Source organism: Pseudomonas koreensis (genome assembly GCF_024169245.1).
Taxonomy (GTDB): Bacteria; Pseudomonadota; Gammaproteobacteria; order Pseudomonadales; family Pseudomonadaceae; genus Aquipseudomonas; species Aquipseudomonas koreensis_F.
Genome location: NZ_JALJWP010000001.1, coordinates 1601100 through 1617395, shown reverse-complemented (window position 1 = coordinate 1617395; position 16296 = coordinate 1601100). Strand labels below are relative to the sequence as shown.

The following is a 16296-nucleotide window of genomic DNA, read 5'->3' as shown; positions in this document are numbered from 1 at the left end:
GCCTTGGCGGATACGCAACCCCCGGCGTCAATGAACGCTCCAATTCAAACCCAACACTCGCGCCCCGCAGCGCTTTGCGCAAGAATGTCGGCCATTCACACCTGTCTATGGAAATCCTCATGAATGTCATCACCACCGATCTGCCCGGTGTTCTGATCATCGAACCCAAGGTGTTCGGCGACGAGCGCGGTTTTTTCTACGAGAGTTTCAATGCCAAGGCGTTTCAGGACGCCACCGGTCTCGATACGCAGTTTGTTCAGGACAACCATTCGCGCTCGCAAAAAGGCGTGCTGCGCGGTCTGCATTACCAGTTGCAGAACACTCAGGGCAAACTGGTTCGCGTGACCGTGGGTGAAGTGCTTGATGTGGCGGTGGACATCCGTCGCACTTCGCCGCACTTCGGCAAATCGGTGGCGGTGCGCCTGTCGGCGGAGAACCATCGTCAACTGTGGGTGCCGGAAGGTTTCGCCCACGGTTTTGTGGTGCTGAGCGAGTTCGCCGAGTTCCTCTACAAGACCACCAACTATTACGACCCGTCTTCCGAGCGCAGCATTCGCTGGGACGACCCGGCGCTGGGCATCGACTGGCAACTGGACGAAGCACCGAAACTGTCGGCCAAGGATCAGACAGCCGCGCTGCTCAAGGACGCTGACGTCTTCGACTGAGGCCGGGCATAATGCGCCTGTCTCTACAGGCGCATTCGGCTTATGAAACCAACACTTCCCCGCAGACCTCGCTGGCGCAGCCTCGCGCTGTTGGCCCTGTGCCTGGCGCCGCTGCTGTGGCCGCTGGAACATCTCGCCGAGCGCTATTACCGCAGCGAACTTGCCGGGCAGAATCGCCAGACCCTCGACCTCTACGTCGCCAACCTGCTCGGCACTCTGCATCGTTATGAGGTGTTGCCGCAGATTCTCGGTGACCTGCCGGCCCTGCGTGCGGTGCTCGGTGCGCCGGATGACGGCGTTACGCAAGGCAACGCCAATCGCCTGCTGAAAAACATTGCCGCGCAGACCGGTGCTGAAGTCATGTACCTGATGGATACGTCCGGCCAGACCCTGGCGGCGTCGAACTGGGACAAACGCGACAGCTTCGTCGGCCGCAATTTCGCCTTCCGCCCGTATTTCAGTGAGGCCATGGCCGGACGCCTGGGACGCTTCTTCGGGCTCGGCACCACTTCGGCCAAACGCGGTTACTTCTTCGCCGCGGCTGTGCGCAACGGCGAAAAAATCATCGGCGTGCTAGTGATCAAGGTCGATCTCGACCACACCGAAAGCCTGTGGGGCAAAACCCCGGAACAACTGCTGGTGACCGACCACAATGGCGTGGTCATCCTGACGTCGCGCCCGGAATGGCGTTTCCGCGCCACCCGTGAGCTGAGTGAAACCGAGCGCGCCGCGATCACCGCGATCCAGCCCTACCCGACCCGTGAACCCCGACCGCTGAACCTCAGTTCCGACGCGTGGCTCACGCAGACCCACGACATCGCCGAAACCGGCTGGAGCGTGAGCATCCTCGCCCCGCGCACGTTGATCGACCGCCCGGTGCGCACGGTGGTCGCGATCGGTGGCGCCACGCTGTTGGTGGTCATGCTGCTGGTGGGTCTGATGATGCAGCGTCGCCGGCACTACCTGGAGCGCATCGCCTTCGAAGCCAAGGCCCGCCGCGAGCTGGAAGGCCGGGTCGCCGAGCGCACCAGCGATCTGGAAGGCCTCAACCGCCGGTTGAAGCAGGAAGTGCTCGAGCGTGAGCACGCGCAGCAGGAGCTGGTGCGCGCCCAGGACGATCTGGTTCAGGCCGGCAAACTGTCGGCGCTCGGCACCATGTCAGCGAGCATCAGCCATGAACTCAATCAGCCGCTGGCGGCAATTCGCAGCTATGCGGAAAACGCCGAAGTGCTGCTCGACCATCAGCGCACCGACGACGCCCGCGGCAACCTCAAGCTGATCAGCGAACTAACCGGGCGCATGGCCTCGATCATCGCTCATCTGCGCGCCTTCGCCCGCCGTGATCGCCACGCACCGGAAAGCGTCGCCCTGCAACCGGCGCTGGACGATGCGCTGGCGTTGCTGGCCAAACGTCGGCGCAGTATGGAAGTCGAGCTGATCCGCGATCTGCCCGCCGCGACGCTGTGGGTCGAGGCCGGCGAAACCCGATTGCGCCAAGTGCTCGGCAATCTGTTGGCCAACGCGCTTGATGCGCTGACCGAAAAAGGCCCGCCGCGTAAATTGTGGCTGAGTGCCGAAGCCACCGCCGACGGCGTCAATCTGTACATTCGCGACAACGGCCCGGGGTTCTGCATGGAAGCCCTTGGCCGCGCCAGCGAGCCCTTCTACACCACCAAGACCCGCACGCAAGGCCTGGGTCTGGGGCTGGCCATTTGCGAAACGCTGATGCGCGCCTTCGGTGGTGAGCTGTCGTTCGCCAACCACAAGCAGGGCGGCGCCCTGATCACCCTGCGCCTGCGCGCCGGCGCGCCCGGAGTCAGCCTGCAACCGTCCGAGGACCGAAGTGCATGACCATCGACAATCGCATCCAGGTAGTGTTGATCGACGACGATCCGCACCTGCGCCAGGCCCTCGGCCAGACACTGGACCTGGCCGGTCTGAAAATCCTGCCGCTGTCCGAAGCCAAGGGTCTGGCCGCGCAACTCGAGCGCGACTGGCCGGGGGTGGTGGTCAGCGACATTCGCATGCCGGGCATGGACGGCCTCGAACTGCTCGGTGAATTGCACGCACAGGATCCCGAGCTGCCGGTGCTGCTGATCACCGGCCATGGCGACGTACCGCTGGCGGTGCAGGCGATGCGCGCCGGCGCTTACGACTTCCTGGAAAAACCCTTTGCCAGCGATGCGCTACTCGACAGCGTACGTCGCGCGCTGTCCTTGCGCCGCTTGGTGCTGGACAACCGCAGCCTGCGTCTGGCCTTGAGCGACCGTAACGAACTGAGCGCGCGACTGGTTGGCCATTCGACACCAATGCTGCGCCTGCGCGAGCAGATCGGCGCGCTGGCGGCGACCAAGGCTGACGTGCTGATCCTCGGCGAAACCGGCGCCGGCAAGGAGGTAGTCGCCCGTGCACTGCATGACTTGTCGAGCCGCCGCAACGGTCCGTTCGTGGCGATCAACGCCGGCGCACTGGCGGAATCGGTGGTGGAAAGCGAATTGTTCGGTCATGAGCCCGGCGCCTTTACCGGCGCGCAGAAGCGCCGCATCGGCAAATTCGAGTTCGCCAACGGCGGCACGCTGTTTCTCGACGAAATCGAGAGCATGAGCATGGACGTGCAAGTGAAATTGCTGCGCATGCTACAAGAGCGCGTCGTCGAACGCCTGGGCGGCAATCAGTTGATCCCGCTGGACATCCGCGTCATCGCCGCGACCAAGGAAGATTTGCGCCAGGCGGCGGATCAGGGCCGCTTCCGCGCCGACTTGTATTACCGCCTCAACGTCGCACCGCTGCGCATCCCGCCGCTGCGCGAACGCGGCGAAGACGCCTTGGTGCTGTTCCAGCATTACGCCGACGAAGCCAGCGCTCGCCACGGTTTGCCGCCCCACGAGCTGCAACCGGCGCAACGCGCATTGCTGCTGCGCCACACCTGGCCGGGCAACGTGCGCGAACTGCAAAATGCCGCCGAGCGCTTTGCGCTGGGCCTGGAGCTGGCATTGGATAGCAGCGCTGATGGCAGCGGCGCCGCGCCTGTCGAAGTGGTCAACGGAGGCCTCAGCGAGCAAGTGGAAAACTTCGAAAAATCGTTGATCGCCGCCGAACTGGCGCGCTCGCATAGCTCGGTGCGTAGCCTCGCCGAAGCCTTGGGCATTCCACGCAAGACTCTGCACGACAAGCTGCGCAAACACGGCCTGAATTTCGGCGACAGCGGCCAAGGGGAAGACAACGAATGAGCAGCGAAAGCGAATACCTGCAAACGGTGCTGCATCACGACATTCCGCTGACCGCCGAGATGGGGCTCGAGGTGCTTGAGTGGCGAGAGCAGCAATTGAGCCTGCACCTGCCCCTCGCGCCCAACGTCAATCACAAGAGCACCATGTTTGGCGGCAGCCTTTACTGTGGCGCCGTGCTCGCCGGTTGGGGCTGGTTGCATTTGCGCCTGAAGGAAGAAGGAATTACCGATGGGCACATCGTCATTCAGGAGGGGCAGATCAGTTATCCGCTGCCAGTGACGGGGGACGCCGTGGCCATTTGTCCGGCACCGGATGCGGCGGTGTGGAAGCGTTTTTTGGCGATGTATCGGCGTTATGGGCGGGCGCGGCTGACGCTGGAGACGCGGATACTGAATGCGGGAAGTGAGGACGAGGCGGTGAGATTTACCGGGCAGTACGTTTTGCACCGCTGAAGCAAAAGATCGCAGCCTTCGGCAGCTCCAACAACCATAGTGGTCGCCTACATATTGGTGATCGAACACCGTTCTGTAGGAGCTGCCGAAGGCTGCGATCTTTTGATCTCAGGAGCGCGCCAACTCCAACAGTCGCGCACGCCATGCAGCCTTCGCCGGCAGCGCCAGGAAGAACTCGTTCAACAGCGATTCCCGCGGCGGATAACTGAACGCCTCGCCGCGCAGATCCAGCACTTCGCCCCCCGCCCCTTCCAGCACGCCCTGAGCTGCCGCCGTGTCCCACTGTGAAGTGGGCGCCAGGCGTGGGTAGCAATCGGCAGCACCTTCGGCCAGCAGGCAAAACTTCAAGGAACTGCCGATATTGGCCAGTTGCAGCTCACCAAGACTGGCGCTCAACCCGGCCAGCAGACGCTCCTGTTCAGGACTGGAGTGCCGGCGGCTGGCGACCACGGTAAACGCCTCGCCCGGGCCTGGCACATCACGCACCTGAATGGCCACTGGTGTACCACCCTTGTCACCACGCCACGCACCGAGTCCGCCACCGCCGACGTAAAAGCGACCGTTGGTCGGCATCGTCACCACGCCAAACACTACTCGGCCATTTTCGATCAGCGCAATGTTGACAGTGAACTCCTCGCTGCCACTGATGAATTCCTTCGTTCCGTCAAGCGGATCCACCAGCCACCAGCGCTGCCAAGCGGCGCGAACGCTCTGCGGAATATCGGAGTCCTCTTCGGACAGCACCGGAATGCTCGGATCCAGCGCCGTCAGCCCGGCAACGATAAGGTGATGGGCGGCCAGGTCGGCGGCCGTGACCGGCGAGTCATCGGACTTGGCCGTGACTTCAACGCCGGCACGCCAGAACGGCAGAATCGCCTCGCCGGCCTGTAAAGCCAGCTCAACAACCGGCGCCATCAACGGATGGGGGAAATTCATCGACGTCTCACTCATAGCTGAATACCCCGCGCTGGCTCAGAAGATCGCGGGTCAAATAAAGCGCCGCCAACGCACGACCCTCGGAAAATTGCGGATTGAGCGCCAGCGCCGACAATTCGCGCAGATTGACTTTGTCGACCCGCATCGGCTCCGGCTCATCGCCCTCCAGCCGCTCTTCGTAGAGATCGGTAGCGAGGACAACCTGAATCTTCTGGCTCATGTAACCGGGCGACAGCGACAGCTCGGTCAGATGTTCAAGTTGGCGCGCGCCATAACCAGCCTCTTCCTTGAGCTCCCGCTCGGCCGCCGCCAGCACGTCTTCGCCCGGCTCGATCAAGCCTTTGGGCAGAGACAGTTCGTACTCGTCGGTGCCGCCGCAGTATTCTTCGATCAACACCGCATGCTCGGCGTCGAGCATCGCCACAATCATCACCGCGCCATAGCCTGCGCCCTTGCCGACCAGACGCTCATAAGTGCGCTCCACGCCATTGGAAAATCGCAGCTTGAGTTCTTCGACGCGAAACAGACGACTGGTGGCGACGATCTCACGGGCGAGTACGGTGGGTTTCTGGCGCATGCAAAGCTCCTTGGCGTGAACGCGCTACTATAACGCGGCTTTCCCGATTGTTAGCGTCGGATATCCTTTCACCGTTCGAGACGTTGCCATGCCTTCTTTACCGTGGTCCGACATCGATACCGTTCTGCTCGACATGGACGGCACGCTGCTGGATCTGCACTTCGACAACCATTTCTGGCTCGAGCACCTGCCCCAGCGCTATGCCGAACTGCACGGCATCAGCCGGGCCATGGCCGAACTGGAATTGCAGCCGTTGTTCGAACGCCACGCCGGCCAGTTGCAGTGGTACTGCCTGGATTTCTGGAGCGCGGAGCTGAAGCTGTCAGTGCGCGAACTGAAACAGGAGACCGCGCACCTGATCGCCCTGCGTGCGGATGCCGATACCTTTCTCGACGCAATCAAGCGTGCCGGCAAACGGGTGATCATGATCACCAATGCGCACCGCGATTCGCTGTCGTTGAAACTGGAACGGATCGAACTGGCGCCCTACTTCGAGCGGCTGATCAGCTCGCATGACTATGGTTATCCCAAGGAGAACCCGCAGTTCTGGGATGCCTTGCAGGCGGACATCGGTTTCGATCCGGCACGTAGCCTGTTCATCGACGACACTTTGCCGATCCTGCGCAGTGCGCGGGATTTTGGCGTGGCGCATTTGCTCGCGGTGAAAGAACCGGACAGCCGAAAAGGGCCGAAGGACACTGCGGAGTTTGCCGCAGTCGAGGATTACCGCGATTTGATTGCAGGGCTTTGACCCCTGTAGGAGCTGCCGAAGGCTGCGATCTTTTGATCCTGGTTTTAAAAATCAAAGTCAAAAGATCGCAGCCTTCGGCAGCTCCTACAATGGTTTTGCGTTATTCAGGGATACGCAGTACTTGGCCCGGATAGATTTTGTCTGGATGTTTGAGCTGAGGTTTGTTGGCCTCGAATATCTTGTTGTACTGGTTGGCGTCGCCATACACGCGCTTGGAAATCGCACTCAGCGTGTCGCCCTTCTCGACTGTGACAAACTTCGCGGCAGTGGCAACTCCACCGGTCACGGTGATCTGATCATCCACGCCAGTCACACCAGCTACGTTGCCCAAGGCCAAGAGGATTTTCTCTTTCTCTTCCTGACTCGCTGCTTCACCCGTGGCGATGACCTTCTCGCCCTCAACCTTGACCTGAATCTTCGACGTGTCGATACCGGTCAGCGCTTCCTGTACATGCTTGGTCAGCGCTGCGCTGTTAGCCTCGGCCTTGTCCGGCGTCAGCGCGTCGAGAATCTTTTCACCGGCTTCTTTCAAAAAACTGAACAGGCTCATTGCATTCACTCCATGGAATAAAGGGTCAGTCGTCCAAGACTAGACCACCCCAGCCAAACCCGGTTCCAGTCCGACCAATGACGCTGCCGCGCCGCAGGCGGTAGAATCGCCACACCCCGCCAACCGCCCGGAGCGAAGATGGACATCAAGCAGCTGAAATTCCTCATCGCCCTCGACGAAACCCGCCATTTCGGCCAGGCCGCCGCGCGCTGCCACATCACCCAGCCGACCCTGTCGATGCGCTTGCGCAGCCTCGAAGAAGAACTTGATCTGCCATTGGTCAACCGCGGCCAGCGCTTCGAAGGCTTCACCGCGCCGGGCGAGCGTGTGCTGGCGTGGGCGCGCACGGTGCTGGCGGCTTACGACGGCTTGCAGGCGGAAGCGGCGGCCTGTCGCGGCAACCTGATCGGTACGCTGCGCCTGGGTGTGGTACCGCTGTCGAGTTTCGATCCGTTGCCGCTGATGCAACGTCTGCACGCAGCGCACCCGGAACTGCGCTTCGAGCTGTCGTCGCTCAGCTCCGAGCAGGTGCTCGAACACTTGGCCAATAACCGCATCGACATCGGCGTGTCGTATCTGGAACGCCTGGACGGCGAGCGTTTCGATTCGCTGGCCTTCAACGAGACGCGCATGGGCCTGCTGTATGACGAGCGTTCGTTCAGCTTCGGCGAAGAACCTCTGAGCTGGGAATCGTTGGTCGAACTGCCGCTGTGCATGCTCACCAGCGGCATGCACTTTCGCCAGTCCATCGACCACAACTTCCACAGCCGCGGCCTGACGCCGCAGCCGCTGCTGCAAACCGACGCGGTGCATCAACTGCTGCAAGCGGTACATGGCGGCTTTTGCTGCGCGATCATGCCGCTCGACGGCGGCGCGGAAAACCTCGCCGATCACCTGCGTCTGCAACCCATCGAGAATGCCCATACCCTCGCGCCGCTGGGCCTGATCATGCGCCGTGGCGCGCCGCGCTCGGCACTGGCCGAAGCCTGTTTCGCGCTGTATCAAAAATCGCCATAAGACGCTTGATCGACAGCGTCTATCGGTAGATCGGTAATAGCGATTAGACGCGACAAGTTGCCGCGCCTAGTCTTAACCCTGATCAAACCGTCGGTGATGCCATGAACGCCAAGCGCCCAGCCTGCGCGGCGCCAGCAATCGAAACGCCCGCGCCTGCCGCCAGCCAGACCTACAGCTACAGCGATCTATCCTTCGAGGCATCGGCCAGCACCGCGCTGGCCGAGGAAGTCGCGTTGGCGATCGCCTACAACGGCATCAGCCAGGCAGTGATGCTGGTTACGCCGACCGACCTTGAAGATTTCATCGTCGGTTTCAGCCTTGGCAGCGGCATCATCGAAGACGCCAGCGATATCTATGATCTGCAGCTAACAGGCGCAGGCTCGGCGCAATACGCGCAAGTGACCATCGCCAACCGTGCGTTCTGGAACCTCAAGCAGCAACGTCGGCAGTTGGCCGGCACCAGTGGTTGCGGGCTGTGCGGCGTCGAAGCGGTAGAGCAGGCGCTGCCCGACCTCAAGGTGTTGCCGGGCGCGGCGTTGCCACCGATCGAATGGCTCGACGGCTTGCGCCAGCGCATCGGCGCGTTCCAGCCGCTCGGTCAGCACTGCGGCGCGGTGCATGCGGCGGTGTTCATGGATGCCAGCGGTGAATTGCTGCTCGGCCGCGAAGACATCGGTCGGCATAACGCGCTCGACAAGCTGATCGGCGGGCTGATCCGCCAGAAGATATCCACTGAAGGCGGGCTGGCGATTGTCACCAGCCGTTGCAGCCTCGAACTGATCCAGAAAGTCCTGCGTGCCGGCATCCAGACCCTGGTCAGCCTGTCGGCACCCACTGGCCTGGCCGTGCAATGGGCCCGGCGCCACAACCTCAATCTCATCCACCTGCCGCAGAAAAGTGCGCCGCGGGTGTACAGCCCCGCGATGGAGAATCAAGCGTGAGCCAACATCATCAAGCCGACCAGAAACCTGTCCCGCGTTATAAGCCTTACAAAGGTGCCGCCGGCGGCTGGGGCGCCCTGATCAGTGTGGCCCAGGCCTGGTTGACCAGCGACAACGCCCTGAAAAATCTGCGCATGATGCTCAAGACCAACCAGAACGGCGGCTTCGACTGCCCAGGTTGTGCCTGGGGCGATTCGCCGGAAAGCGGCATGGTCAAGTTCTGCGAGAACGGCGCGAAAGCGGTGAACTGGGAAGCGACCAAACGCCGCGTCGATGCGAAATTTTTCGCCAAACACAGCGTGACTGCGCTGCTTGAGCAGAGCGATTACTGGCTGGAATATCAGGGCCGTCTGACCGAGCCTATGGTTTACGACGCTGAGTCAGATCACTACAAGCCGATCAGCTGGGAAGATGCCTTCGCCCTGATCGGCAAGCACCTGCGCGATCTGCCGAGCCCGGATCAGGCCGAGTTCTACACCTCCGGCCGCGCCAGCAACGAAGCGGCGTATCTTTATCAGCTGTTCGTGCGTGCTTACGGCACCAACAATTTCCCTGACTGCTCGAACATGTGCCACGAGGCCAGCGGCGTGGCATTGGCGCAGAGCGTCGGTGTCGGCAAGGGCACGGTGACCTTCGACGACTTCGAACACGCCGATGCGATTTTCGTCTGGGGCCAGAACCCCGGCACCAACCATCCGCGCATGCTCGAGCCGTTGCGTGAGGCGGTGAAACGCGGCGCCCAGGTGGTGTGCATCAATCCGCTGAAAGAGCGCGGTCTGGAGCGCTTCCAGCATCCACAGCACCCGATCGAAATGCTCACCAACGGCGACAAGCCGACCAACACTGCCTACTTCCGCCCGGCACTCGGCGGTGACATGGCGGTGCTGCGCGGCATGGCCAAGTTCCTCCTGCAATGGGAACGCGATGCGCAGAAGGCTGGTGAGCCGGCGGTGTTCGACCACGATTTTCTCAATGCCCACAGCACCAATGTGCTGGAGTATCTAGGCATCGTTGACGACACGTCGTGGGAGCAGATCGTCGAGCAGTCCGGCCTGACGCTGGTCGAAATCGAGCAAGCCGCACGCATGTACGCCAAAGGCAGGAACGTGATCATGTGCTGGGCCATGGGCATCACCCAGCACCGTCATTCGGTGCCGACCATTCAGGAGATCGCCAACCTGATGCTGCTGCGCGGCAATATCGGCAAACCTGGCGCCGGTCTGTGCCCGGTGCGTGGTCACAGCAACGTGCAGGGCGACCGCACCATGGGCATCAACGAGCGTCCACCGGTGGCGTTCCTCGATTCGCTGGAACGTCGCTTCCAGTTCAAGGTGCCGCGCCACAACGGGCACAACGTGGTCGAAGCGATCCATGCGATGGCTGAGGGTCGCGCCAAGGTCTTCATCGGTCTGGGCGGCAACTTTGCCCAGGCCACCCCGGACAGCTCGCGCACCTTCGAAGCGCTGAGCAACTGCGACCTGACCGTACAGATCAGCACCAAGCTCAACCGCAGTCACCTCGCTCACGGTAAAGACGCGCTGATCCTGCCGTGCCTGGGCCGTACCGATATCGACATCCAGAGCGAAGGCGCGCAAGCGGTGACCGTGGAAGACTCGTTCAGCATGGTCCACGCCTCCAACGGCCAGTTGCAGCCGCTGTCGAACCAGATGCGCTCGGAGCCGTCGATCATCGCCGGCATCGCTGCCGCCACGCTGGGCAGCCAACCGGTGGACTGGAACTGGCTGGTGGCCGATTACGGGCGCATTCGCGAACTGATCGCCGACACCATCCCGAACTTCAAGGACTTCAACGACAAGATCAAAAACCCGGGCGGCTTCTATCTGGGCAACTCGGCTGGTGCCCGCAAGTGGAACACGCCGTCTGGCCGGGCCAACTTCCGCGCCAACCAGTTGCCGAAAGATCTGGTTCACGAGCGTACCCGTGCCACCGGCCAGGTGCCGGATCTGATCCTGCAATCGATGCGTTCTCACGATCAGTACAACACGACGATTTATGGTCTCGACGACCGCTATCGCGGCGTGAAGGGCCAGCGCGACGTGCTGTTCGCCAATGAGGCCGACATCATTCGTCTGGGCTTCCGTCCGGGGCAGAAAGCCGACATCGTGTCGATCTGGGACGACGGCCGCGAGCGTCGGGTGAAGAGCTTCACGCTGCTGGCATTTGATATTCCAGCCGGTCAGGCGGCGGCTTATTACCCGGAAGTGAATCCGCTGGTGCCATTGGAGAGCACCGGGGATGGCAGTCATACGCCGACATCGAAGTTCATTGCGATCCGGCTGGAAGCGGCGAGTGAGACGGGATTGATCATGGCTAAATCCGCCTAAAGCGGCGTCAGTACCGGCCTATTCGCGAGCAAGCTCGCTCCCACATTGGAATGCAGTTCAAATGTGGGAGCGAGCTTGCTTGCGAAGGCGGTAGGACATTCAATACACTTCTTACGGCTAGCACTTTTCAAACGCCCACAAAAAAGGCCGTTTTTGTATAAAAACGGCCTGTCCGAAGTAGCTAAAGACCGGCGAAAATCGGTTAAGTTCCGGTGAAAAAACAGTAACTTGCAATATTGTATACAAGTCGTGTTATTCGTCGGATTTTGATTGTCACGCCCAATGCAGAGCCTCAGGATCGGCGCCGTCATCCCTTTGAGGCTCATCCTCTATGAAGTTCTCCTCGATTCTCTTGTTGTCCCTTGGCCTGGTCAGTGGCTTCGCTTCTGCCGGAGGCACCACCGAAGCAGGTGTGGGCGGCGCATTGGGCGGGGTTCTTGGCTCGGTCGTCGGTCAATCGTTAGGCGGCAATACAGGTTCCACCATCGGCGCAGCCCTGGGCGGCGCGGGTGGTAGTGCGGTCGGCGCAGACAAGCGCAGCCGTGGCGAAGCGGCCATCGGCGGTGCACTGGGTGCAGCCGGCGGTAACGTCGTCGGCCGCAGCCTCGGCGGCACCACCGGCAGCCTGATCGGCTCCGCCGCTGGTGGCGGCGCAGGTGGCGCGCTGGGTAACTACATGGGCAACAAGAGTGACGACAATGATCGTCGTTATGACCGCCATGATGATCGCCGCTATTACCGCGACCGTGGTCATCCAGGTCGCGGCCATGCCTACGGCCACCGCAAGCATCACAAGTACTATCGCCACCGTTAAGGCGAAGGCTTGAATGAAAATCGCAGCCCCTGGGGCTGCGATTTTTTTTGCGTGATCAGATGACCAACCGTTCCAGGGCCCCGCGCAAACCGGCAGGAATCGGCACCGGCTGATTGCTCGCCCGATCGACAAACACATGCACGAACCGCCCCGCCGCACACGCCTCGCTTTGGCCGACCTTGAACACAGCCAGTTCGTATTGCACCGAACTGTTGCCCAGCTTGCCGACCCGCAGTCCGATCTCGATCAGATCGGGGAAAGCGATCGAGGCAAAATAATCGCAGGCAGAACTGACCACGAATCCCACTACTTCGCCGTCATGGATATCCAGGCCGCCGACCTGAATCAGATAGGTGTTCACCGCCGTGTCGAAGAAGCTGTAGTAGGTAACGTTGTTGACGTGCCCGTAGGCGTCGTTGTCGTGCCAGCGTGTGGTGATGGGCTGGAAGTGGGGGTAGTCGGTGCGTTGTGGTGTCGGGTTGGACATTGATCAGCAATTCCCAAGGCTATTTTGGCGAGTCTAATTCAAAATATCGGCACAGCTTTCGCGAGCAGGCTCGCTCCCACATTGGAATGCGCCAACCTGTGGGAGCGAGCCTGCTCGCGAAGACGTCAGCACGGCCGACAAGTGTCAACGATCGGCAAAACCCCTCCCCTGCGCCGCCAGCTCGCCAATCAGCCGCGCCGGCTTCCACTGATCGCCCTGGCGCGTCTCCAGCGCCAGCAGGCGCTGATGGATATCCGCTAACCCCTGCCGATCCGCCCACGCCATCGGCCCACCCTTTTCCGCTGGAAAACCATAACCGTTCAAGTACACCAGATCGATGTCACGGGCCGAGCCGGCGATACCTTCCTGCAGAATCTTCGCGCCCTCATTGACCAGCGCCAGCAAACAACGCTCAAGAATTTCTTCGGGGCCGATCTCGCGGCGTTGAAACCCCAACTCTTCGCTGACCCGCAGCACCAGCGCATCCACTTCAGGATCATGCTCGGCCTGTCGACTGCCCGGCTCGTAGTGGTAATAACCGTTACCGGACTTCTGCCCGAACCGGCCCAGCTCGCACAGGCGGTTATCCACCTGAACCTCGGGCGCATCTTGCCCCTTGCCAGCTAGCTCACGAGCACGCCATTCCAGATCTATGCCGACCACGTCGTACATGCGAAACGGCCCCATGGCAAAGCCGAAGCCTTGCAGGGCAGCATCCACCTGCTGTGGATAAGCGCCTTCGAGGAGCATCTTGCGCGCTTCAAGAACATACGGATGCAGCATGCGGTTGCCGATGAAACCGTGGCAATTTCCCGACACCACGCTGACCTTGCCCATGCGCTTGCCGAGTGCCAGCGCTGCCTCCAGCGCCGCTGGCGAGGTTTGCGCACCGCGCACGATTTCCAGCAGTTTCATGATGTGCGCGGGGCTGAAGAAATGCAGACCCAGCACCTGTTCCGGGCGCCGCGTAGCAGCCGCGATGGCGTCGATGTCCAGCGCCGAGGTGTTGCTCGCCAGCAGAGCCTCGGGCTTGAGCAAGCCATCCAGCTCGCGAAAGATCTTCTGCTTCAGCTCGAGGTTTTCGTACACCGCTTCGATCACCAGATCGACATTACGAATCGCTGCGTAATCCGCCGCCGCAGACACACGAGCAATTCGCGCATCCGCTTCGGCCTGATCGATGCGGCCCTGACGCACATTGTGTGCATAAGTTTCGGCGACCGTCGTCAGCGCCTGCTCAAGCATCTGTGGATTGTTATCCACCCACTGCACGCTCACGCCGGCATTGGCCAGGCACATGACAATGCCACGGCCCATGGTGCCTGCGCCGATCACCGCAGCCTGCTGGATTTCGAAGGATGTCTGGCTCATGTTGTTCTCTTGTGGGTGGCCCGAAGACAGATTCCAACCTTAGTCAGGCCACGACGCTTTTTGAAGTTTATTAGCGTGATGATCGACATTCAGCGGATGGATGCAGCGCCTGCCTTGATGACCCCTGTAGGAGCTGCCGAAGGCTGCGATCCTTTGATCTTGAAGAAATCAACATCAAAAGATCGCAGCCTTCGGCAGCTCCTACAGATCAGAGGTGCTCTTGCGCCCACTCGCGGACTTCAGCGTAGGGATGCTCTTCCAGCGCCGCGAATCCTGGAATCGCGCGTGCCTTGAGCTTGGTGAACAACGGCACGCTGATACCGCACAGAAACCGCGTCAGGCGTTCGGCCGACGGAATGCGCCCTGTGTGCTGCTCATGCCTGTGGATAAATTCACCACATAATTCTGCGAAGTTTTTATCCACAAGCGCCGGGAGCGCTGGCGGCTCGGGCAACCGGGCGACATGGCCATGACACACCGAACAATGGCCACAACGCTCGGGGGCATTGTGATCACCGAAATATTCGGCCAGGCGGTAACCCAGGCAGCGTTCGGTGGCGAACACCTCGAGCATGGCGTGAATCCGCGCCACCTCAGTCTGTTCGTGGCGGGTGAAATACTCATGCAGCTCAGTGCTTAGCGCATCACTATCAAAATCGCTATGCAACAGGCTGTAGACCTCGGTCATCTGCTTGCTCTCCAGCTCGACCCAGCCTTTTTCCTGGAAGTAATCCAGCGCTGTCACCACGCGATTGCGCTCGGCGGAATACTGCGAATACATCGCCTCGAAATCTACCGTGGCCCAGGTGCGTGCTCGCGCGGACGTTCTGATGATCGCCGCAACGAAATCCCTGCGTTCGCCTTCGAAGCGCTGGAGCAGTGCCTCCGGCTCGAGCAAATATTTGAAGCGATACTCCGCGTAATAGGCGTAACGCGGAGCAATCAGACCGCGCAGCTCCAGCTGCACCAGCAAAGTCTTCAATGGCAACGAGCGAATATTGCTCTGATCCGCCAATGGCCCGAGCAGAAACTCCCACTGCCCATCGGGCACCGAAGCTTTCAGTTCATCGAGTACACAACGAATGCCATCGCGCTCGGGTGTGTCGCCGTAAACGAAGTTCTCCAGCACATTGAGGCTGTCGCGATTGGCCAGCACGAGGCAGTCAGAGGGCTGACCGTCACGCCCGGCGCGACCGATTTCCTGGCTGTAGTTTTCGATGGATTTGGGCAGGTCGAAATGTACGACGTTGCGAATGTCGCTCTTGTCGATGCCCATCCCGAAGGCGATGGTGGCAACGATGCAATTGGACTGCCCGGCCATGAAGCGGCGTTGAATGCCATCACGCTGATCGTGGGGCAAACCTGCGTGATAAGCCTCGGCCTGGATACCGTTGCGTTGAAGATGCTCGGCGATTTGCTCGGCGGTCTTCTGCAACGTGACGTAGACAATGCTCGGTTGCCCGGGACGCTCGGTCATCCATTCGACCAGACGTCGGCGCTTGTCCTGGCCACGCACAGGTTCAACCAGCAGGTTGAGGTTGGGCCGATAGAAACCGGTGGTCACTACATCCACCGGGGCGATCGCGAATTTCTCCTGCATGTCGGCAATGACTTTCGGTGTGGCTGTGGCAGTCAGCAGCAGAGCCTGCGGGATGTTGAACTGGCGCTGGTAGTCCGGCAATTTCAGGTAATCGGGCCGAAAATTGTGGCCCCATTCGGAAATGCAGTGGGCTTCATCGACCACCAGCAACGAGATCCGTACCTGCTGCAAGAAGTTGCGGAAGCGCTCGTTTTTCAGGCGCTCGACGGAAATCATCAGAATCTTCAACTCACCCGAACGCGCACGGGCCATGACGTCGTTAGCATCCTCGCGGCTCTGTGCCGAATCGATGCTGCCCGCCGAAATACCGTGGCGCTTGAGAAAGGCCAGTTGATCCTGCATCAACGCCAGCAACGGCGAGACCACCAGCGTCAGGTGCGGCAGCAGCAGTGCCGGCAGCTGGTAGCAAAGTGATTTACCGGAGCCGGTGGGAAAGATCGCTGCCGCCGAGCGCCCCGCCAGCACCGCGCTGATTGCGGCCTCCTGACCCGGGCGAAACTGTGGATAACCAAACACCTGTTCCAGGGTGCTGTGCATACGCTGTCACTCCTTTGACCGCT

15 protein-coding genes are annotated in these 16296 nt (G+C 61.1%); 9 read left to right on the top strand and 6 right to left on the bottom strand.

Going from position 1 to position 16296, the window contains the following annotated elements:
* Positions 1-119: 119 nt before the first annotated feature.
* Genes rfbC through J2Y90_RS07390 form a run of 4 tightly spaced genes read left to right on the top strand, consistent with a single transcriptional unit; the run spans position 120 to position 4347 of the window.
* Positions 120-665: a dTDP-4-dehydrorhamnose 3,5-epimerase gene (gene rfbC, locus J2Y90_RS07405; RefSeq protein ID WP_253498003.1), complete on the top strand. Its 546-nt coding sequence runs from the start codon at positions 120-122 to the stop codon at positions 663-665.
* Positions 666-707: 42 nt separating this feature from the next.
* The gene (locus tag J2Y90_RS07400; protein WP_253498001.1) at positions 708-2516 is read left to right on the top strand and encodes a sensor histidine kinase; all 1809 of its coding nucleotides are present in this window, start codon (positions 708-710) and stop codon (positions 2514-2516) included.
* The gene (locus J2Y90_RS07395; RefSeq protein ID WP_253497999.1) at positions 2513-3895 is read left to right on the top strand and encodes a sigma-54-dependent transcriptional regulator; all 1383 of its coding nucleotides are present in this window, start codon (positions 2513-2515) and stop codon (positions 3893-3895) included. Before J2Y90_RS07400 ends, J2Y90_RS07395 begins: the two co-directional genes overlap by 4 nt.
* Positions 3892-4347, top strand: coding sequence for a YiiD C-terminal domain-containing protein (locus tag J2Y90_RS07390; protein ID WP_253497997.1), 456 nt, complete (start codon positions 3892-3894; stop codon positions 4345-4347). Before J2Y90_RS07395 ends, J2Y90_RS07390 begins: the two co-directional genes overlap by 4 nt.
* 108 nt (positions 4348-4455) lie before the next feature.
* On the opposite strand, the gene cysQ is transcribed toward J2Y90_RS07390, so the two are convergent.
* Positions 4456-5283 (bottom strand): 3'(2'),5'-bisphosphate nucleotidase CysQ, encoded by an 828-nt coding sequence (gene cysQ / locus J2Y90_RS07385; RefSeq protein ID WP_253505088.1) that lies wholly within the window; start codon positions 5281-5283, stop codon positions 4456-4458.
* 7 nt (positions 5284-5290) lie between these two features.
* On the bottom strand, positions 5291-5860 hold the full coding sequence (nudE, locus tag J2Y90_RS07380) for an ADP compounds hydrolase NudE (RefSeq protein ID WP_253497988.1): 570 nt from the start codon (positions 5858-5860) through the stop codon (positions 5291-5293).
* 88 nt (positions 5861-5948) lie between these two features.
* On the opposite strand from nudE, the gene yrfG reads away from it, so the two are divergent.
* Positions 5949-6611, top strand: a complete 663-nt coding sequence (gene yrfG, locus J2Y90_RS07375; protein ID WP_071174081.1) for a GMP/IMP nucleotidase — start codon at positions 5949-5951, stop codon at positions 6609-6611.
* 100 nt (positions 6612-6711) lie between these two features.
* On the opposite strand, the gene lysM is transcribed toward yrfG, so the two are convergent.
* Positions 6712-7161 carry a peptidoglycan-binding protein LysM gene (gene lysM, locus J2Y90_RS07370; protein ID WP_253497986.1) on the bottom strand — a complete coding sequence of 150 codons (450 nt, stop codon included), beginning with the start codon at positions 7159-7161 and terminating at the stop codon, positions 6712-6714.
* A gap of 138 nt (positions 7162-7299) precedes the next feature.
* On the opposite strand from lysM, the gene J2Y90_RS07365 reads away from it, so the two are divergent.
* The 4 genes from J2Y90_RS07365 to J2Y90_RS07350 all read left to right on the top strand — a co-directional run bounded on the left by J2Y90_RS07365 (position 7300) and on the right by J2Y90_RS07350 (position 12278).
* Positions 7300-8178 carry a LysR family transcriptional regulator gene (locus tag J2Y90_RS07365; protein WP_253497984.1) on the top strand — a complete coding sequence of 293 codons (879 nt, stop codon included), beginning with the start codon at positions 7300-7302 and terminating at the stop codon, positions 8176-8178.
* 101 nt (positions 8179-8279) lie between these two features.
* Entirely contained in the window at positions 8280-9119 is an 840-nt protein-coding gene (fdhD, locus tag J2Y90_RS07360) for a formate dehydrogenase accessory sulfurtransferase FdhD (protein ID WP_253497981.1), read from the top strand.
* On the top strand, positions 9116-11464 hold the full coding sequence (locus J2Y90_RS07355) for an FdhF/YdeP family oxidoreductase (RefSeq protein WP_253497978.1): 2349 nt from the start codon (positions 9116-9118) through the stop codon (positions 11462-11464). Before fdhD ends, J2Y90_RS07355 begins: the two co-directional genes overlap by 4 nt.
* Positions 11465-11795: 331 nt before the next feature.
* Positions 11796-12278, top strand: coding sequence for a glycine zipper domain-containing protein (locus J2Y90_RS07350; RefSeq protein WP_253497975.1), 483 nt, complete (start codon positions 11796-11798; stop codon positions 12276-12278).
* 55 nt (positions 12279-12333) lie between these two features.
* Here J2Y90_RS07350 and J2Y90_RS07345 read toward each other — a convergent pair whose 3' ends face one another.
* The 3 genes from J2Y90_RS07345 to J2Y90_RS07335 form a co-directional block, all read right to left on the bottom strand.
* A complete protein-coding gene (locus J2Y90_RS07345) occupies positions 12334-12765 on the bottom strand; it encodes an acyl-CoA thioesterase (RefSeq protein ID WP_253497972.1) in 432 nt (143 codons plus the stop codon).
* Positions 12766-12909: 144 nt separating this feature from the next.
* Positions 12910-14136, bottom strand: a complete 1227-nt coding sequence (locus J2Y90_RS07340; protein WP_253497969.1) for a 3-hydroxyacyl-CoA dehydrogenase — start codon at positions 14134-14136, stop codon at positions 12910-12912.
* A gap of 208 nt (positions 14137-14344) precedes the next feature.
* Positions 14345-16273, bottom strand: coding sequence for a RecQ family ATP-dependent DNA helicase (locus J2Y90_RS07335; protein ID WP_253497966.1), 1929 nt, complete (start codon positions 16271-16273; stop codon positions 14345-14347).
* Positions 16274-16296 lie beyond the last annotated feature (23 nt).